This window comes from Pseudomonas glycinae (assembly GCF_001594225.2).
Lineage (GTDB): Bacteria > Pseudomonadota > Gammaproteobacteria > Pseudomonadales > Pseudomonadaceae > Aquipseudomonas > Aquipseudomonas glycinae.
Genome location: NZ_CP014205.2, coordinates 6,199,299 through 6,217,620 on the forward strand (window position 1 = coordinate 6,199,299; position 18,322 = coordinate 6,217,620).

Here is an 18,322-nt window from a genome sequence, read left to right on the forward strand (position 1 = left end):
CCTGCGATTGCTTGTCGCAAGTATTGACCCAGGCCGGTAATTGCCAGGGCTGGCGGCAACCTGTAGGGTCGCGTTTTTTCGCGCTGTTTCGAGATCGATCATGCAGGATGCAACCCTCCCCCGCCCGGCCCTGCTGGGCATTGACCTTGGCACCACCAACAGTTTGATCGCCGTCTGGCAGGACGGTCAGGCCCGATTGATTCCCAACGCCCTAGGCGAGGTACTGACCCCGTCGGTGGTCAGCCTCGATGAAGACGAGACCATTCTGGTCGGCAAAGCCGCACGCGCACGCCTCACGACCCACCCGGAACGCACGGCCGCCGCGTTCAAGCGATTCATGGGCAGCGACCGGCAGATTGAACTCGGCACCAAAACCTTCAGCCCGGAAGAATTGTCGGCACTGGTGCTGGGCTCACTCAAGCAGGACGCCGAAGCCTTTCTCGGTCATCCGGTTTCTGAAGCGGTGATTTCCGTGCCGGCGTATTTCAGTGACGAGCAACGCAAACGCACGCTGTTCGCCGCCGAACTGGCGGGCCTGAAGGTTTCCCGACTGATCAACGAGCCGACCGCCGCTGCAATGGCGTACGGGCTGCACGAGCAAAAATTCGAACGCACGCTGATCTTCGATCTGGGCGGCGGGACGTTCGATGTCACGGTGCTGGAATATGCGTTGCCGCTGATTGAAGTGCATGCGTCCACCGGTGACAACTTTTTGGGTGGGGAGGACTTTACCGCTGCACTGCTGAACGCCTGTCTGAAAAGCTGGCAACTGACCCCGTCGATGATTGATCCGCAAGGCATGGCCAGCCTGGGCGATGCCTTGGAACAACTCAAATGCAAACTCGGCGAAGGACCTCAATCGCTGAGCTGGCGCCATGCCGACGAACTGTACGAATGGTCGCTGGATGAAGCCGCTGCCGTGAAGATCTGGGAACCGTTGCTGGCACGATTGCGCGCGCCGATCGAACAGGCCCTGCGCGATGCGCGCCTGAAACCACGGGATCTCGACAGTCTGGTGCTGGTCGGTGGGGCAACGCGGATGCCTGCGGTACAACAGTTGGTCGCCACACTGTTCGGACGCCTGCCCTACCGGCATCTTGATCCCGACACCCTCGTTGCACTGGGTGCGGCCACGCAAGCGGCCTGCAAGGCGCGCGATGGTGCGATCGAAGAACTGATTCTGACCGATGTCTGCCCGTATACGCTGGGCATCGCAACCATGCGTGACAAAGGCATCGACGGCGCCTTTTCGCCGATCATCGAACGCAACACCATCATCCCGACGTCACGGGTAGAGCGCTACCACACAACCCATCCCCGACAGGAGCTGCTGCGCATTGCCGTTAATCAGGGTGAGCGGCCGTGGGTACGTGACAACATCCTCATTGACGCTTTCGATGTCACCTTGACGCCCACCGATAACATTCAGGAGCTGGACGTACGCTTCAGTTACGACATCAACGGTCTGCTCGAAGTCGATGTCACGCTGCTAGAGACCGGCGAACGCCACAGCCACAGCATCGATCGCAGCCCCACCGGGCTGGATGAACAAGCACGCATAGACAGCCATAACCGTCTGTCGACTCTGAAGGTCCATCCACGCGACGCATTGCCCAACCGCACACTGCTGGCCCGTCTGGAGCGGGCATGGATGCAAAGTCTGGGCACGCAGCGCGAACACATTGCCGAGTGGCTGCACAACTTCACCACGGTACTCGGCGGACAGCAGCCGGCCGAGATCGCCAGCCACCGCTCAGAGCTCAACAAGGCGCTGGATCAACTGCGCCTCTAACCGTTGAGTCGCCGCAGAGCAGCCTGCAGACCACCGGACAGCATCTCGCCACCGCCGCTGTCCGGTGGCACCCCGTACCGGTTGGGCAACTTGTCACCGGGAAAGCCGAACAGCAGCAGCGGTAGAAACGGCAAGACCGGCGACACGGCCATGAATATCAGCAATGTGGGCAGGCCTCGTCCCATATCATGCAAACGGCGCAGAGTGGCACCGAATAACAGCAGAACACCCAGTAACAGGATCAGAATGCCAAAGAATGTGGTACCGCTGATCAATCCTGCCACCGGCGTAATCACCACACACCCCAGGACCTGGGCGATAAAAGCCTTGCGCCCCAGCCGCGACCCCAGGCGCCAGATCGCCCCTGCTGGCACCGGCTGAATATCACTTTTGGCCAACATCAAACGCTCCGACCAGGACAGCAAGGCACACAGCGCCAGGCGCAAGCCGGTACTGTTCTTCACGTCATCCTTGCCCTGCTGCAATTGGCGCAGCACTCGCGTTTTAGGCACTCCGGCAGCGCCATAGCGAACCATGGCCTTGAGCGAATCGAGGGCCTCGTATGCCAACAGTTTGTCGACCCCAAAATCCGTCAACACCTTGCGCGGCGGCCACACCGGCTCGCCCTTGATCAAGCCGTCACGAAACCCTTCGAACCAGTCATCCTCGCAACTGACTGCCGCGATGGACTGCAGCAAGGCACGATGCTGCTCGGCGCTCAGGCTCGGGTCGTGATAGAGCACGCCCCAGAACATCAACAGCCCCAACAGATCGTCGCCACACGCAGCGCGGTCGCTCTCGATGCAGGTGTAAAGCAGAGTATTGGCAGGCAATCGGGCGCTGTCGAGTGCCTGCTGCACGCTGAACAAGTGCTGCACCAACAAGCCGTGCACCGGATCATTGCCTTGCAGCCAGCCCAGTAAACCGTCGCAATTGCCTTGCTCGCGTTGCAACCGCCGCAACAGTGGCTGCAGTCGACTCAAAGGATGAGCCGGACTGAACGGCAGACGCTCCAGGCACTGCCCATCGATCATTGGCAGCCAGCGCTCCGGCTGATCCAGCAACGCCAGCAAAAACACGGTTTGAGCGTGCCACTCCCAGGCAGCCTCGCCCAGCCCGACCGGCGGCAACCCTATCCCGCGACGGCTCAACTGAAGGAGCAGATCGAGCTCGGACAAGTCACAGTCGTCTTTGACGGCGCCCAATGTGAATGCTTCGGCGATGCGTTCCAGGGCGGTGTCACTGTAGGGCCGCAAGCGACGCAGCCACAGGCGACAGACCTTGTGCAGCTCGCCTGTTGTCAGTGCCTGCGGCAATTGCTGCGATATTGAATCCGCTTCGCTGAATACGCTCATAGCCTGCGCAATCGGCGCATTCTCCAACCAGCGCAGATGTTGTCCGGCCTGAACTTTGAACCCGCTCAACACCAGGCATTCAAGCGCATCGACCGGGAGCGGCTGATCCAGAATCCGCTGCAGCAAGACCGCATCACCGCGATGCAGCGCCCAGGCATGCCGGTACAGTTGCAGCAGCCTGCTGTCGGCATTCTCACCCAGCAGTTGGGCAAGCAACGGGAGCTCATCGCCTGTCATGCGCCAATCGACAAAACTTTGCGCCAGGCTATCGAGCTTCAACCGTCCAATACCCAACCAACGGTTCAGCGTCTCGGGGCGTTGTGACGGACTGCCGTATACCTGCGCGTCATCCCCGAGATCCGCAGGCCACTCGGAGAAATCGCCCAGACAATCGAACGCCTGAATCAGCAAAGGCAGAAAAGTCGGTTGCCGCTTGGCGCATAATTCCAGCAGACGACTTTCGGCCATCGGATGGCGGAACTCGTTCCACAGTCGGATCCAGCACGGCAATGCCTGATCGTCCCGCCCCAGCAGACTGCTCTGACACGCCAACAGGTAAAGCCAGTCCACGTCATCCGGTGCTTCCAGCTGTTTTTCGACACAGCACTGCAAAAATATCGGTGCACCGATGCCCGCTTGGGTGAACTGCACCAGTAAACGTTTCATGAACACAGCATCATCCGGCAACGGCAGACACGTGTGCTGGCTGGCGAAGTCGGCGAATTCATGGAGGGGACGCTGGGTGAAAATAAAGTCGAGGCTGCGGGCGTACCAGAGTGTTTCGGTTTGCGCAGCCACTGACCAGGCGCTCATCAGATCGGTATCGAACGGGTCAGGCGTTTCGATTCGCTGCAAAAAGGCTTCCACCCGATGCGCGTCGTTGAATTCCAGATCCAGTAACTGCTGATGCCAGGCCAAACGCTTGGCCAACAGATTCGCGCAGTGGTAAGACAGCGGGCCGGCGTCGGCCATCCGGTGGTAGAGCCCCCAACTGATTTCATCGAGCTGCTCCAGCGACAGCTCGTCCAGCACCCGGACAAATGCCTGCCACGCCTCGAAGTTGAAACGTCGCGCGGGATCGTCAAGTAATTCGCAGAAATCCACGAACGCCTGCGGGACCTCGACAACCTCCTGCCCTGACTCTTCAGTTTCTTCCTCGGGCGCTTCTTCCTCGCCTTCCCGCGCCAGACGCAACGCGTTTTCGTAGGCCATGCGCAGCGCCTGAAATCCTTCAGGATCGGTTTCCGGATGATGCGACGGCAATCGTGCGCGGTAGGCATCGCGAATCAGGGTTTCGTCGGAGGTGGGCTCGATGCCCAGGCGAATCCAGCAACTCATGACCAGTCGAACTCCTTGAGCGATGCCGGACGGGGTAACGAATCAATTTCCATGTGCCAGGGCAGGTCGGCGAGAAAGTGCGGGATGTTCTGGGCGAGGCCGCGGGTGATCCGCAGGTTATGAGCACTGTCCCCCTGCCGCTCCAACTCCCAGGCCAGCTCGTCGTCGCTTGTGTTCAGGCAGCACCAAAAGCTGCGACCCACAACAAAGCCATTGAAGTAGGACATCCAGTTACCGTAGTGAAACTGCGCCCTGACGGCCAAACGACTGTGCAGCCAGTTGCTTTCGGCCAGATCAATCCACTGATTGCGCACTGCGCAACGCAATAGAAACCCCATCCGCCCGTAGTCCCAGGACAAGATCCCTCCTGGACCACAACCGCCGAAAGTGCGACTGGCAAACTCATGAAGAACACGCTCACGGGGGCTCAGTTCTTCGAGCAGGCGCTGCCATTCACTCGGCAGACAACGTTGCCATGCCAAATAGGCGCCACTCAGGTGCTTCGCATGTCCGTCGTCCGTCATCCATTGAAGCATGTCGAACAATTGTCGCCGGTCATCGATTCCCCAGCTGCCTTTCAGATCGATATAGCGGTCGTCGCAGAAGGCAGGGTCGTCATACCCGGCGCCGGTATTGAGCGCTGCCATTGGCGCAGAAAGGGCGCACAGCCAGCGCTGTTGAATATCGTCCATGAAAAAAGGCTCCAGGCCGACCGCTAAGGATGGGGTCGGCTAAACTGCGGCGGATTGTAGAGAAACCGCCGCTGGCGGCAAAGTCGAACAGCCATTTTCCTGCGCCCACAAAAAAGGCCCCGACGTGTCGGGGCCTTCATTCAGCGGCTTATCGCCCGTTCAGACGATTTGTTTCTGCAAGTGACTCAGTGTTGCAGAGCCGGCTGCGCCCCATTGATCGGGATGCGCTTGGCTTTCGCCTCTTCCGGAATCACGCGCAGCAGGTCGATGCTCAACAGACCGTTGCTCAGGCCGGCGGCCTTGATCTCGATGTGATCGGCCAGGCGGAAGGACAGCTTGAATGCACGCTGGGCAATGCCCTGGTGCAGGAACGTGACGCCTTCATTGGCATCACGCTTGCCGCCACTGATGGTCAGCACGCCTTTTTCGACTTGCAGTTCCAGGTCTTCTTCCTGGAAACCGGCCGCCGCCACGACGATGCGGTATTGATCGTCACCGTGTTTTTCCACGTTGTAAGGCGGATAGGTGCTGCCTGGCTCGTTGCGCAGGGCGGTTTCGAACAGGTCGTTGAAACGGTCGAAACCTACCGAGGAACGGAACAGTGGAGCGAGGGAAAATGCAGTACTCATGATTCAAATCTCCTGAAAACAATCAGCAAGTTTTTTTGTCTCCGCGACCCGAATTCGGCATCGCGTAACCCTTAGATAGGGACCTGCGTTTTGTTTTCAAGAGATCGTTTGAAGATTTTTTTCAGGCGGCTTCGGCGACCGGCAAACCCAGCAAACGCGAGACCTGATCCGGCTCGGTCTCCCGGCGCAGCACGGTGAAAAGCTCGACGGCTTCGGGATAATTGCGGGTCAGCATGGCCAGCCATTGCTTCAAACGGCCAGGCGATTGGCGCGCGGTCATTTGCGCTTTGGCTTGCAGCCAGAAGTCCTGGATCAGTGGCATCAGCTCGGCCCAGGTCATCTCGACGACTTCTTCGCCGGCACGGGCGGCGGCGATCTGACGGGCCAGGTCCGGGCGCGACACCAGACCGCGACCGAGCATGATGTCTTCGACGCCGCTGATTTCCCGGCAGCGTCGCCAGTCCTCGACGCTCCAGATGTCGCCGTTGGCAAATACCGGCACCTTGACCACATCTTGTACGCGCGGGATCCACTCCCAATGGGCCGGTGGCTTATAGCCGTCGACCTTGGTCCGGGCGTGCACCACGATGTGTTCGGCGCCGCCTTCGGCCAGTGCCGTGGCGCACACCAGCGAGCCGTCCGGGCTGTCGAAACCCAGGCGCATCTTGGCGGTAACCGGAATGTGCGCAGGTACGGCGCGACGCACGTGTTCGACGATCCGATTGAGCAGTTCCGGCTCCTTGAGCAGTACCGCACCGCCACGGGACTTGTTGACGGTCTTGGCCGGGCAACCGAAGTTCAGGTCGATCACTTCGGAGCCCAGCTCACAGGCCAGCGCCGCGTTTTCCGCCAGGCACACCGGATCGGAACCCAGCAACTGCACACGCAGTGGCACGCCGGAAGCGGTGCGCGCACCGTTGAGCAGTTCAGGGCCGAATTTGTGGAAATAGGCCGGGGTCAGCAACTGGTCGTTGACCCGAATGAACTCGGTCACGCACCAGTCAATACCGCCGACACGGGTCAGGACATCGCGCAGGATGTCGTCGACCAACCCTTCCATCGGCGCCAGAGCAATTTGCATGGGAAACACACACTCAAGGAAAAACGTGCGGCAGTTTACTGGGTTTCGCGGGTTAAACCCATGTCCGCCGTCTGTATGGCCGGGCCGTAGCCTTCGATGAACTCGGCGGGCATGCGCTTGGGTTTGCCGGTGGACAGTTCGATGCAGACAAAGGTGGTCTGGGCGCGCAGCAGCGTGGCGTTGTCGCTGGGGCGAACCAGCTGGAAGTGACGGGTCATTTTCAGGCGCTGGTCCCAATCGACGATCCAGGTCGCCAGTTGCAGCTCGTCGCCTTCATAGGCGGCGGCCAGGTAATCGATTTCGTGGCGTACAACGGCCATTGCCCGATCCAGCCGCCGGTACTCGACCAGATCCAGGCCCAGGCGCTGTGAGTGGCGCCAGGCGCAGCGCTCGAGCCAGGTCACATAGACCGCGTTGTTGGCGTGGCCCAGCCCGTCGATGTCCTCGGCGCCCACTTGCAGATCAATGGTAAACGGCGTTGCCCGATCCCAGCCCATGCCCTACTCCCGGTCAAATGATTCAACCGGGGCAGTGTAACGGATGACTAGGCCGATTGCCGCGCCTGAAGGCTGCGCCCGGCCAGCAGTGATAACACGCCATCAATCACCCGAGGGTCGGCCAGTACGCGTTGATGGCCGCCGGCCTCCAGGCGCAGCAAGCGACTGTCGAACCAGGATTCGTGGATCAATTGGGATTCCTTGACCGAAACGAAGGTGTCGTCCTCGGCATGCACGATCAGGCCTGGCATATCCAGTTGATAGTGGGCGACATCGAGGGTGGCGGCGCGCATGCCGACGTCCTGTTCAACCTCGCGAATGAACGCGGAACGAGCTCTGGGCGGCATGCCGACGTAGCGGGCAAATCCGCGCAACACCCCGAGAATTCGCGCTGGAGCGGCGATGCTCACCAGGGTTTCGGTGCGCAAGCCCAATTGCACCGCGAGCATGGCACTGGCACCGCCCATGGAATGGCCGATGACCGCTTGCAACGGCGGCAATTCGGCCGCGGCCTCAAGCATCGCACGGGCGAACAGCACCACATTGGCTTCGCGCCCCGGCGAGCGACCGTGGGCCGGACCATCCAGCGCGACAACCGTGTAGCCCGCGTCGACCAGCGCCGTGATCAACGCGGCAAACTGGGTGGGTCGCCCTTCCCAGCCGTGCATCAGCAAGACAGTCGGGCCTTGCCCCCAACGCAGGGCCGAAAGACCGAAACGCAAGGTGATGCGTTCGGATCTCGCCAGCAGCGGCAACTCCCAATCCCGCGGTGTATTCGCGCGAGGCGTCATGAACGCCAGCCGCATTTTGCTCGCCACCAGTTTCGGTGCGAACCAGCCCAAGGTGCCATTAACGCCGCGAACCCACTTCAACGTGCTCATCGCTCTCTCCTCGGGCTTGTAGCCTTCAGGTCAACGCACCGCCGACTTGGCAGCGCGCAGCAATCGATCGGATAAATCCCCAGGGCCCAACGCCCTGGCGAGCGCCAGGCCACCCACCATCAAGGCCACGTCGGCCAACGCTTTGTCGGTGTCTTCCGGCGTTGCGGCCAACTGCGCAATCATCAATTCCAGGTGTTCGTTCAACGCGATCCGGAACGCCTCTGGCAAACGGCCCAACTCGCCGATGGAGGCTGGAATCGGGCACGCCGAATCGCTGGAATCACGATGCTTGCGCGACAGGTAGAACGCAGCCACCAGGGCGCGGCGCTCTTCACCGGTCAGCTCGCTGTCCATTTCGGCAATCAGGTCGCGACGGCGACCGAGCAATTGCTTGAACGCCTCAAGCATCATTGCGTCCTTGCTTTCGAAGTGGGCGTAGAAGCCACCGACGGTCAGGCCAGCCGCCCCCATCACTTCGCCCACGCTCGGTTCAGCCGGGCCGCGCTGGATCAGTGCAGCACTGGCGGCCTTGAGAATGCGTTCGCGGGTTTGAGCTTTCTTGTCGTTCATCGTCGCCTCCGAATATTACGATAGCAATATTATTCTCATAATAATATTCCGCAAGTCACAAGCGTGACCGCTGGTCTGAAGCACAGTGTTAAGGAAAAAGAGGATTTGGCCAAACGCCAGACAAACAAAAGGGCCATTCAATAATTGAATGACCCTTATAAAATCCCGCAGAGCGGGTAATCGTGGCGTCCCCTAGGGGACTCGAACCCCTGTTACCGCCGTGAAAGGGCGGTGTCCTAGGCCACTAGACGAAGGGGACACAAACCTTCTATACAACTGATCAGCGCTGAGTACTGATCGATTCAAGGCCGGTGTGGCCAGACCTTGAACTGTAAATTGGTGGAGCTAAGCGGGATCGAACCGCTGACCTCCTGCATGCCATGCAGGCGCTCTCCCAGCTGAGCTATAGCCCCGGATTTTTCGCCTCTCGGCGGAGCGACATCTTGCAACATCGCTTCTGTAAAACTGGCGTCCCCTAGGGGACTCGAACCCCTGTTACCGCCGTGAAAGGGCGGTGTCCTAGGCCACTAGACGAAGGGGACGCAAACCCTTCTATACAACTGATCAACACTGAGTGTTGATCGCTTCGAAGCCGGTGTGGCCAGGCTTCGAAGTGTAAATTGGTGGAGCTAGACGGGATCGAACCGTCGACCTCTTGCATGCCATGCAAGCGCTCTCCCAGCTGAGCTATAGCCCCTCATCGTTGATGTCATCGCTGAGGACGGGGCGAATCTTAAGGGCGTATCGAAAGGCTGTCAAACTTATTTTTGAAAAATTTCAAAATTTTTTGTCGGCATTACAATCACTTACCGCCCTCCCCCCGTAAATTCGGGGGAAAACACCGAAGGACAGGATCAAAAGATCCTGACCTTCGGCGCGTCCTGCAGAGTCAAACGCAATCAGGCGATGGCGCCCAACAGCTTTTCCCACTCTTTGTTTTCTTTCTTCGACACGCCGCCCAGCAGGTCAATCGCCTGGCGCAGACGGAAACGGGTCAGGTCAGGCCCGAGGATTTCCATTGCATCGAGCACCGACACCGAACTCGCCTGCCCGGTAATCGCGGCAAACATCAGCGGCATCGCGTCACGCAGCTTCAGCTCAAGGGATTCAACCACCGCCTGAATCGTTGCGGTGATGCTGTCCTTCTCCCACTGACGCAGGCTTTCCAGCTTCCACAGGATCAATTGCATCAACTGACGAACCTGATCGCCCGAGAGCTTTTTCGATTCGAACAGCTTGGCATCCGGGTTCACGCCACCGGCAAAGAAGAACCCGGCCAGCGGTGCAACCTGGCTGAAGGTTTCGACACGGCCCTGAACATGCGGCGCGATCTTCATCATGTACTCGGAGTTGAACGCCCACTTCTGTACCCGCGCGGCGAACTCTTCCACCGGCAGATCACGCAACCACTGGCCGTTGAGCCACGACAGCTTCTCGATATCGAAAATCGGCCCGCCCAGCGACACGCGCTTGAGGTCGAAGTTGTCGACCATTTCCTGCAACGAGAACTTCTCGCGCTCGTCCGGCATCGACCAGCCCATGCGGCCCAGGTAGTTAAGCATCGCCTCAGGCATGAAACCCATGCGCTCGTAGAACGTCACCGAAGTCGGGTTCTTGCGCTTGGACAGCTTGCTCTTGTCCGGGTTACGCAGCAGCGGCATGTAGCACAGCTCCGGTTGTTCCCAGCCGAAATACTCGTAAAGCAGGATCAGTTTCGGCGCCGACGGCAACCATTCTTCGCCGCGCAGCACGTGAGTGATGCCCATCAGGTGATCGTCGACCACGTTGGCCAGGAAGTACGTCGGCAGGCCGTCGGTCTTCATCAGCACTTGCATGTCCATGCGATCCCACGGGATCTCGACGTCGCCACGCAGCATGTCCGGCACCACGCAGACGCCTTCGCTAGGCACCTTCATGCGGATCACGTGGGGTTCACCCGCAGCCAGGCGCCGGGCGACTTCTTCCTTGGACAGCAACAGTGCACGGCCGTCGTAACGCGGGGTTTCGCCGCGCGCCATTTGCTCGGCGCGCATCTGGTCCAGCTCTTCAGCGGTGCAGAAGCACGGGAAAGCATGGCCCATGTCGACCAGTTGCTGGCAATACTTCTGATAGATATCGCCGCGCTCACTTTGACGGTAAGGACCGTGCGGACCGCCAACGTCCGGGCCTTCGCTCCAGTCGATACCCAGCCAGCGCAGGGCATCGAAAATCTGCTGTTCGGACTCGCGGGTCGAACGCAACTGATCGGTGTCTTCGATTCGCAGGATGAACTCACCGCCGTGCTGCTTGGCAAAGCAGTAGTTGAACAGTGCGATGTAAGCGGTACCTACGTGGGGATCCCCGGTAGGCGATGGCGCGATGCGAGTGCGGACGGTGGTCATGGCATGTCTCGAAAAGAATGAAAAGCAAAGAACGATCAAGCGGCGAATGGTAACAGGCGACACCCGCCCCGCTCCAGCGGGCAGGGCATTTAAGCCAAGGTTGCGCCTGGAACGCCCGTTGGCCGTGGTGAATGGCCGAATATCAACAGACGGCATTTACCGTTCATCGGCTGTATGCCAGATTCGCCTGCTGATAACTTTCCTTACAATTCCTCGACTACAGTTTGCCCATGCCTGCCCAACTCAAGCGTCGCCTGTTGATTTTCCTGCTGCTGGTCCTGCTGATTGCCGGGGGCTTTTTCGCCCATTGGTTTTTCAAGGGACGCTTTTATGAAAGCACCGACAACGCCTATGTCCAGGGTGAAATCACCCGCGTGTCGAGTCAGTTGAGCGCACGCATCGACGAAGTCCTGGTGCAGGACAACCAGCATGTGGAAAAGGGCCAGTTGCTGATCCGTCTCGAACCGAATGATTTCCGTCTGGCCGTCGATCGCGCCAACGCCGCTCTCGCCACCCGCGAAGCCGAGCGCCTGCAAGCCCAAAGCAAACTGACCCAGCAAGCAAGCCTGATCGCCGCCAGCGATGCGCAAGTGGCAACCACGCAAGCCACCCTCGGGCGCTCGCAGATGGACTTGTCGCGGGCAGAAACCCTGCGCAAACCCGGCTACGTCTCCGAGGAGCGGGTCACCACCCTCTCCGCCGACGCCCATATCGCCCGCTCGCAGGTGGCCAAGGCCCAGGCCGATGCCCAGAGCCAGCGCCAGCAAGTCAACGCACTGACGGCCGAAATCAAACGCCTCGACGCGCAGATCGCCAACGCCCGCGCCGACCTCGCCCAGGCCGAACTGAACCTGACCCGCAGCGAAATCCACGCGCCGATCAGCGGCCTGATCGGCCAGCGTGCCGCGCGTAATGGTCAAGTGGTGCAGGCCGGTGCGTACCTGCTGTCGATCGTTCCGGACGAAGACATCTGGGTGCAGGCCAACTTCAAGGAAACCCAGATCGGCCACATGCAGCCAGGCCAGAAGGCCGAGCTGATTTTCGACGCCTATGGTGATACGCCGATAGAAGCCCGGGTCGACAGTCTGTTCGCCGCCTCTGGCGCGCAGTTCAGCCTGTTGCCGCCGGACAACGCCACCGGCAACTTCACCAAGGTGGTACAGCGGATTCCGGTCAAACTGACCTTCAAGGCCGATAACCCGTTGCGCGGCAAGATCCGTCCGGGCATGTCGGTCACCGCCACCGTGAATATCAAAGACGCCCCGGACAATGGCCGGTGATCAACTGATCCGCCCGGTCGGCGAACCGACCCGGCGGGACTGGATTGCGGTGATGAGCGTGATGCTCGGCGCCTTCATGGCGGTGCTCGACATCCAGATCACCAACTCCTCGCTCAAGGATATTCAGGGCGCCCTGTCGGCGACGCTGGAAGAAGGCTCGTGGATTTCGACGTCTTATCTGGTGGCGGAAATCATCATGATTCCGCTGACCGCCTGGCTGGTGCAGTTGCTGTCGGCACGGCGGCTGGCGGTGTGGGTGTCGCTGGGATTTCTGATTTCTTCGCTGTTGTGCTCGATGGCCTGGAGTCTGGAGAGCATGATCGTGTTTCGCGCCATGCAGGGCTTCACCGGTGGCGCGCTGATCCCGCTGGCGTTCACCCTGACCCTGATCAAACTCCCCGAACACCACCGCGCCAAAGGCATGGCGATGTTTGCCATGACCGCCACCTTCGCCCCATCCATCGGCCCGACCCTCGGCGGCTGGCTCACGGAAAATTGGGGCTGGGAGTACATCTTCTATATCAACATCCCGCCGGGGCTGATCATGATCGCCGGGCTGATGTACGGTCTGGAGAAGAAAGAAGCGCACTGGGAGCTGCTGAAAAGCACCGATTACACCGGTATTCTCACCCTGGGTGTCGGCCTCGGTTGCCTGCAGGTTTTCCTTGAGGAAGGCCACCGCAAGGACTGGCTGGAATCGAGCCTGATCGTAACGCTGGGCAGCATTGCCCTGCTGAGCCTGATCACCTTTGTGATCGTGCAGATTTCCAAACCCAACCCGCTGATCAACCTCGGCATCCTGCGCAATCGCAACTTCGGGCTGTCGAGTATTTCCAGCCTCGGCATGGGCGTCGGGCTGTACGGTTCGATCTATCTGCTGCCGCTGTACCTGGCGCAAATCCAGAACTACAACGCCCTGCAGATCGGCGAAGTGATCATGTGGATGGGCGTGCCGCAGCTGTTTCTGATTCCGCTGGTGCCGAAACTGATGAAATTCGTCTCGCCGAAATGGCTGTGCACAATCGGTTTCGGGCTGTTCGGGCTGGCGAGTTTTTCATCCGGGGTGCTCAATCCGGATTTCGCCGGGCCGCAGTTCAACCAGATCCAGATTATCCGCGCCCTCGGCCAGCCGCTGATCATGGTGACCATTTCGCTGATCGCCACGGCGTACATCCTGCCGCAGGACGCGGGTTCGGCGTCGAGCCTGTTCAACATTTTGCGCAACCTCGGCGGCGCCATCGGCATTGCCCTGCTCGCTACTTTGCTGGATGCGCGCACCAAGACCTATTTCGATTATTTGCGTGAAGCCGTGGTGCCGACCAATCCGCAGGTGGCCGAACGCCTGGCGTCGCTGACCGATCGGTTCGGCAGTGACACGGCGGCGTTGGGCAAGTTGAGCGAGATCGTGCATCAGCAGGCGCTGATCATGGCCTACAACGATGCGTTTCATTTTGTCGGGATTGCGCTGGGGATCAGCATGTTGGCGATTTTGCTGACCAAGAAATTGCCCGCCGGACTGAAGGCCGGCGAGGCGCATTAACCTTGAGCGGACGTAGAGCGTCCAGGGCTGCATTCCCACGCGGAGCGTGGGAACGATCCGTTAAACGGTCAACAGCCGCTCACGCAGCTTGGCAATTTCGTCGCGCATCTGCGCTGCCGCTTCGAATTCCAGGTCGCGGGCCAGCTGGTACATCTTCTCTTCCAGTTGGCGGATGCGCTTGGTGATCTCGCTCGGCGAGCGCAGTTCGGCTTCGTATTTGGCGTTCTCTTCGGCGGCCTTGGCCATGCCTTTGCGCTTCTTGCTGCGCGAACCGGGCACGGTGGCGCCTTCCATGATGTCGGCGACGTCCTTGAACACGCCCTTCGGCGTGATGCCGTTGGCCAGGTTGAAGGCGATCTGCTTTTCGCGACGGCGCTCGGTTTCGCCGATGGCCCGCTCCATCGAACCGGTGATGCGATCGGCGTAGAGAATCGCCCGGCCATTGAGGTTACGCGCCGCCCGGCCGATGGTCTGGATCAGCGAACGCTCGGAACGCAGGAAGCCTTCCTTGTCCGCGTCGAGAATCGCCACCAGCGACACTTCCGGCATGTCCAGACCTTCACGCAGAAGGTTGATCCCCACCAGCACATCAAAGGTGCCGAGGCGCAGGTCGCGGATGATTTCGACCCGCTCGACGGTGTCGATGTCCGAGTGCAGATAACGCACGCGCACGCCGTGATCGGCCAGATAATCGGTCAGATCTTCAGCCATACGCTTGGTCAGCGTGGTGACCAGCACTCGCTCCTCCAGCGCCACACGCTTGGTGATTTCCGACAATAGATCGTCGACCTGAGTCAGCGCCGGGCGCACTTCAACCTGCGGGTCGACCAGACCGGTCGGGCGCACCACTTGCTCGATCACCCGACCTGCGTGTTCGGCTTCGTAGTTGCCGGGCGTGGCCGAGACGAAAATCGTCTGTGGGCTCACCCCTTCCCACTCGTCGAAGCGCATCGGCCGGTTGTCCAGCGCCGACGGCAGGCGGAAGCCGTACTCCACGAGAGTTTCCTTACGCGAGCGGTCGCCCTTATACATCGCGCCGACTTGCGGCACGCTGACGTGGGATTCGTCGATCACCAGCAACGCATCGGCCGGCAGGTAATCGTAGAGCGTCGGCGGCGCCGCACCGGCCGGACGACCCGACAGGTAGCGCGAGTAGTTTTCGATGCCGTTGCAGTAGCCGAGTTCGAGGATCATCTCCAGGTCGAACCGGGTGCGCTGCTCAAGACGCTGGGCTTCCACCAGTTTGTTGTTGTTGCGCAGGTATTCCAGGCGCTCCTGCAACTCGACCTTGATCCCCTCGATGGCGTCGAGCAGGGTTTCCCGGGGCGTCACGTAGTGGCTCTTCGGGTAGAAGGTGAAGCGCGGCAGCTTGCGGATGACTTCGCCGGTCAGCGGGTCGAACGCAGAAATGCTCTCCACCTCGTCATCGAACAGCTCGATGCGGATCGCTTCCAGGTCGGATTCCGCCGGGTAGATGTCGATCACATCGCCGCGCACACGGAAGGTCGCACGGGCGAAATCCATGTCATTGCGGGTGTATTGCAGGTCGGCCAGGCGCCGCACCAGCGCACGCTGATCGAGCTTGTCGCCGCGATCGACGTGCAAGACCATTTTCAAATAGGTTTCCGGGCTGCCCAGACCGTAGATGCACGACACCGTGGTGACGATGATCGCGTCCTTGCGCTCAAGCAATGCCTTGGTCGCCGACAGCCGCATCTGCTCGATATGGTCGTTGATCGACGCATCCTTCTCGATGAAGGTGTCGGACGACGGCACATAGGCTTCGGGCTGGTAGTAGTCGTAGTAGGAAACGAAATACTCGACTGCGTTGTTCGGGAAGAACGACTTGAACTCGCCGTACAACTGCGCGGCCAGGGTCTTGTTCGGCGCCAGCACCAGCGTCGGACGCTGCACCTGGGCGATCACGTTGGCGATGCTGAAGGTCTTGCCCGACCCGGTAACCCCGAGCAATGTCTGGTGCGACAACCCGGCTTCGATGCCTTCGACCATCTGGCGAATGGCTTCGGGTTGATCGCCGGCGGGGTCGAAACGGGTGACGAGCTGGAATTCAGACATAAACACCTCTGGAATCGCGACGCTGCGGACAAACCGCAGCACCACGAGAATGACCGCAAACGACCGATGTCGCGCAAGGAAAAACGTAGATTGTGCTGAATGTGGAGCCGATTGCCTCGCCTTTCAAGGCAAACGTCCTACATCCGGTAAAGTCTCCGACAGGTTCATTCGACTAACGGTCGAGAAATAATCGGAAAAACTTACCTTAAAAGCCGAATCGCCTGTCGCCATTGATCGATGATGGCCTCTATACTAGCTCCCCGTTTGTGCACCGCTCTAGTGCATTCGGCTGGAGCGCCACACGTCCCTCCACTCTCCAATAGAGCTGCCGTAAAAATGAGCCTGTTCTCCGCTGTCGAAATGGCACCCCGCGATCCAATCCTGGGCCTCAACGAAGCATTCAACGCCGATACCCGGACCAACAAGGTCAACCTCGGGGTGGGTGTGTACTGCAACGAAGAGGGGCGAATTCCACTCCTGCGCGCCGTCATCGAAGCCGAAACCCTTCGCGCCGCTCAGCACGCCTCCCGTGGCTACCTGCCGATCGACGGCATCGCGGCCTACGACCAGGCCGTGCAAAAGCTGCTGTTCGGCAATGATTCGCCACTGCTGGCAGCCGGCCGCGTTGTCACCACCCAGGCCGTCGGCGGTACCGGCGCACTGAAAATCGGTGCCGATTTCCTCAAGCAACTGCTGCCCAATGCCGTCGTGGCGATCAGCGACCCGAGCTGGGAAAACCACCGCGCGCTGTTCGAAACCGCCGGTTTCCCGGTGCAGAACTACCGCTACTACGACGCCGCCACCCACGACGTGAACCGTGCCGGCCTGCTGGAAGACCTCAATGCCCTGCCGAACGGCTCGATCGTTGTGCTGCACGCTTGCTGCCACAACCCGACCGGCGTCGACCTGAGCCCGGCGGACTGGAACAACGTGCTGGAAGCGGTCAAGGCCAAAGGTCACGTGCCGTTCCTCGACATGGCTTACCAGGGTTTCGGTGACGGCATCGCCGAAGACGCCGCTGCCGTGCGTCTGTTCGCTGAATCCGGCCTGACCTTCTTCGTATCGAGCTCGTTCTCCAAGTCGTTCTCGTTGTACGGCGAGCGCGTCGGTGCACTGTCGATCATCAGCGAATCGAAAGAAGAAAGCGCCCGCGTACTGTCGCAAGTCAAACGCGTGATCCGCACCAACTACTCCAACCCGCCGACCCACGGTGCAAGCATCGTTGCCGCTGTGCTGAACAGCCCGGAACTGCGCGCTCAGTGGGAAGCCGAACTGGCTGAAATGCGCCTGCGCATTCGTGGCATGCGCGAGCAGATGGTTGCTCTGCTGGCGAAGAAAGCCCCGCAGCGTGACTTCAGCTTCGTCGGTCGCCAGCGCGGCATGTTCTCCTACTCCGGCCTGACCACCGAACAGGTTCACCGCCTGCGCAACGAGTTCGGCATCTACGCCCTGGACACCGGCCGCATCTGCGTCGCCGCGCTGAACCAGAGCAACATCGAAGCCGTGACGGACGCCATCGTTCAGGTCATCTGATCCGGCGTGGCAATAAAAACGGGAGGCTTTCGGGCTTCCCGTTTTTTATTTGTCTGAAGAAAACCCGCCATACCCTCTAGACTGCACACAGACGATATTTCAGAGAGACAACATGAAAAACGATGACCTGCGCGCCGACCGTGATGATCTGGATGACTTCATCCCCCGCGCCCCGGCCAAGCGCGGCAACAATCTGGTGCTGCAAGTCGCGGCCGGGGTGTTTCTCGGTGGGCTGGCGCTGTGGCTGGTGCAACTGGGCGCAACGATGCTGTACGCCAAACTGATGCTCGGCACCTTCACCTTCGGCGGCTAAACCAGTTCTGTTGCACGCTGAGTCGCCGCATCGTCATAAACGACGTAAAGCGATTCGGCGACCTGGCTCTTGATGGCCTTGGTGCTTTCCAGGCCGAGGACAAAACCTTCGGCCTTGCCGCCTGCGCGGTTCAGCTCTTCAGCCGTGGCGGCCTGGGTGATCGCGTCGAAGAGTTTTTCGGCGTGCGGGCCGACGCCTTTGGGCAGGCTGATTTGTGCGGTGCTCATGCGAACACCTCGACAGGACAATGGGTGAGGATGGGACTATTCATGGCGCATACCTTTTCGGCGAATGGCCGGCAGCGCGTGTGACCACTTCCGGGCGGCCATGGTAGACCTCTGCTACGGTTCTGGTAACCGCCAAT

15 protein-coding genes and 4 tRNA genes are annotated in these 18,322 nt (G+C 60.2%); 5 read left to right on the forward strand and 14 right to left on the reverse strand.

The window, feature by feature from the left end:
• The first annotated feature begins 100 nt into the window (after positions 1–100).
• Entirely contained in the window at positions 101–1,792 is a 1,692-nt protein-coding gene (locus tag AWU82_RS28390) for a molecular chaperone HscC (RefSeq protein ID WP_064378832.1), read from the forward strand.
• Here AWU82_RS28390 and AWU82_RS28395 read toward each other — a convergent pair.
• From AWU82_RS28395 to gltX, 12 genes are all read right to left on the reverse strand, one after another.
• Positions 1,789–4,485: a J domain-containing protein gene (locus AWU82_RS28395; RefSeq protein WP_064378831.1), complete on the reverse strand. Its 2,697-nt coding sequence runs from the start codon at positions 4,483–4,485 to the stop codon at positions 1,789–1,791. The two genes, AWU82_RS28390 and AWU82_RS28395, sit on opposite strands and share 4 nt — an antisense overlap.
• Positions 4,482–5,177, reverse strand: coding sequence for a DUF1266 domain-containing protein (locus AWU82_RS28400; protein WP_064378830.1), 696 nt, complete (start codon positions 5,175–5,177; stop codon positions 4,482–4,484). The genes AWU82_RS28395 and AWU82_RS28400 overlap by 4 nt, the downstream gene beginning before the upstream one ends.
• Before the next feature lie 185 nt (positions 5,178–5,362).
• The gene (locus AWU82_RS28405) at positions 5,363–5,806 is read right to left on the reverse strand and encodes an Hsp20 family protein (protein ID WP_011333344.1); all 444 of its coding nucleotides are present in this window, start codon (positions 5,804–5,806) and stop codon (positions 5,363–5,365) included.
• 121 nt (positions 5,807–5,927) lie between these two features.
• Positions 5,928–6,887, reverse strand: coding sequence for a tRNA dihydrouridine synthase (locus AWU82_RS28410; protein ID WP_011333343.1), 960 nt, complete (start codon positions 6,885–6,887; stop codon positions 5,928–5,930).
• Positions 6,888–6,922: 35 nt separating this feature from the next.
• A complete protein-coding gene (locus tag AWU82_RS28415) occupies positions 6,923–7,384 on the reverse strand; it encodes an acyl-CoA thioesterase (protein WP_064378829.1) in 462 nt (153 codons plus the stop codon).
• Between the two features lie 47 nt (positions 7,385–7,431).
• A complete protein-coding gene (locus tag AWU82_RS28420) occupies positions 7,432–8,265 on the reverse strand; it encodes an alpha/beta fold hydrolase (protein ID WP_064378828.1) in 834 nt (277 codons plus the stop codon).
• Between the two features lie 30 nt (positions 8,266–8,295).
• Positions 8,296–8,835: a TetR/AcrR family transcriptional regulator gene (locus AWU82_RS28425; RefSeq protein ID WP_064378827.1), complete on the reverse strand. Its 540-nt coding sequence runs from the start codon at positions 8,833–8,835 to the stop codon at positions 8,296–8,298.
• A gap of 183 nt (positions 8,836–9,018) precedes the next feature.
• Positions 9,019–9,094, reverse strand: a tRNA-Glu gene (locus tag AWU82_RS28430).
• A gap of 78 nt (positions 9,095–9,172) precedes the next feature.
• A tRNA-Ala gene (locus AWU82_RS28435) sits at positions 9,173–9,248 on the reverse strand.
• A 53-nt stretch (positions 9,249–9,301) separates the two neighbouring features.
• Positions 9,302–9,377 (reverse strand) — tRNA-Glu (locus tag AWU82_RS28440).
• 79 nt (positions 9,378–9,456) lie between these two features.
• Positions 9,457–9,532 (reverse strand) — tRNA-Ala (locus tag AWU82_RS28445).
• 202 nt (positions 9,533–9,734) lie between these two features.
• On the reverse strand, positions 9,735–11,216 hold the full coding sequence (gene gltX, locus AWU82_RS28450; RefSeq protein ID WP_007956429.1) for a glutamate--tRNA ligase: 1,482 nt from the start codon (positions 11,214–11,216) through the stop codon (positions 9,735–9,737).
• A gap of 230 nt (positions 11,217–11,446) precedes the next feature.
• Here gltX and AWU82_RS28455 point away from each other — a divergent pair, with 230 nt between their 5' ends.
• Positions 11,447–12,496 carry an HlyD family secretion protein gene (locus AWU82_RS28455; RefSeq protein WP_064378826.1) on the forward strand — a complete coding sequence of 350 codons (1,050 nt, stop codon included), beginning with the start codon at positions 11,447–11,449 and terminating at the stop codon, positions 12,494–12,496.
• The gene (locus AWU82_RS28460) at positions 12,486–14,036 is read left to right on the forward strand and encodes an MDR family MFS transporter (RefSeq protein WP_064378825.1); all 1,551 of its coding nucleotides are present in this window, start codon (positions 12,486–12,488) and stop codon (positions 14,034–14,036) included. Before AWU82_RS28455 ends, AWU82_RS28460 begins: the two co-directional genes overlap by 11 nt.
• A gap of 60 nt (positions 14,037–14,096) precedes the next feature.
• Here the strand turns inward: AWU82_RS28460 and uvrB are convergent, their stop codons facing one another.
• Positions 14,097–16,112: an excinuclease ABC subunit UvrB gene (uvrB, locus tag AWU82_RS28465; protein WP_064378824.1), complete on the reverse strand. Its 2,016-nt coding sequence runs from the start codon at positions 16,110–16,112 to the stop codon at positions 14,097–14,099.
• 336 nt (positions 16,113–16,448) lie between these two features.
• Here uvrB and AWU82_RS28470 point away from each other — a divergent pair, with 336 nt between their 5' ends.
• On the forward strand, positions 16,449–17,645 hold the full coding sequence (locus AWU82_RS28470) for an amino acid aminotransferase (protein WP_039770139.1): 1,197 nt from the start codon (positions 16,449–16,451) through the stop codon (positions 17,643–17,645).
• 112 nt (positions 17,646–17,757) lie between these two features.
• The gene (locus AWU82_RS28475; protein WP_007956421.1) at positions 17,758–17,958 is read left to right on the forward strand and encodes a hypothetical protein; all 201 of its coding nucleotides are present in this window, start codon (positions 17,758–17,760) and stop codon (positions 17,956–17,958) included.
• On the opposite strand, the gene AWU82_RS28480 is transcribed toward AWU82_RS28475, so the two are convergent.
• Complete coding sequence (locus AWU82_RS28480; RefSeq protein ID WP_064378823.1) at positions 17,955–18,185, reverse strand: hypothetical protein; 231 nt, start codon at positions 18,183–18,185, stop codon at positions 17,955–17,957. The two genes, AWU82_RS28475 and AWU82_RS28480, sit on opposite strands and share 4 nt — an antisense overlap.
• Positions 18,186–18,322 lie beyond the last annotated feature (137 nt).

Excerpts from the sequence above, each read along its gene's own strand:
- AWU82_RS28470 (WP_039770139.1), top strand. The coding sequence starts at position 16,449 with ATGAGCCTGTTCTCCGCTGTCGAAATGGCACCCCGCGATCCAATCCTG.
- AWU82_RS28410 (WP_011333343.1), bottom strand. The coding sequence starts at position 6,887 with ATGCAAATTGCTCTGGCGCCGATGGAAGGGTTGGTCGACGACATCCTG.
- AWU82_RS28455 (WP_064378826.1), top strand. The coding sequence starts at position 11,447 with ATGCCTGCCCAACTCAAGCGTCGCCTGTTGATTTTCCTGCTGCTGGTC.
- AWU82_RS28420 (WP_064378828.1), bottom strand. The coding sequence starts at position 8,265 with ATGAGCACGTTGAAGTGGGTTCGCGGCGTTAATGGCACCTTGGGCTGG.
- AWU82_RS28415 (WP_064378829.1), bottom strand. The coding sequence starts at position 7,384 with ATGGGCTGGGATCGGGCAACGCCGTTTACCATTGATCTGCAAGTGGGC.
- AWU82_RS28480 (WP_064378823.1), bottom strand. The coding sequence starts at position 18,185 with ATGAGCACCGCACAAATCAGCCTGCCCAAAGGCGTCGGCCCGCACGCC.
- uvrB (WP_064378824.1), bottom strand. The coding sequence starts at position 16,112 with ATGTCTGAATTCCAGCTCGTCACCCGTTTCGACCCCGCCGGCGATCAA.
- AWU82_RS28405 (WP_011333344.1), bottom strand. The coding sequence starts at position 5,806 with ATGAGTACTGCATTTTCCCTCGCTCCACTGTTCCGTTCCTCGGTAGGT.
- AWU82_RS28400 (WP_064378830.1), bottom strand. The coding sequence starts at position 5,177 with ATGGACGATATTCAACAGCGCTGGCTGTGCGCCCTTTCTGCGCCAATG.
- gltX (WP_007956429.1), bottom strand. The coding sequence starts at position 11,216 with ATGACCACCGTCCGCACTCGCATCGCGCCATCGCCTACCGGGGATCCC.
- AWU82_RS28390 (WP_064378832.1), top strand. The coding sequence starts at position 101 with ATGCAGGATGCAACCCTCCCCCGCCCGGCCCTGCTGGGCATTGACCTT.
- AWU82_RS28395 (WP_064378831.1), bottom strand. The coding sequence starts at position 4,485 with ATGAGTTGCTGGATTCGCCTGGGCATCGAGCCCACCTCCGACGAAACC.
- AWU82_RS28475 (WP_007956421.1), top strand. The coding sequence starts at position 17,758 with ATGAAAAACGATGACCTGCGCGCCGACCGTGATGATCTGGATGACTTC.
- AWU82_RS28425 (WP_064378827.1), bottom strand. The coding sequence starts at position 8,835 with ATGAACGACAAGAAAGCTCAAACCCGCGAACGCATTCTCAAGGCCGCC.
- AWU82_RS28460 (WP_064378825.1), top strand. The coding sequence starts at position 12,486 with ATGGCCGGTGATCAACTGATCCGCCCGGTCGGCGAACCGACCCGGCGG.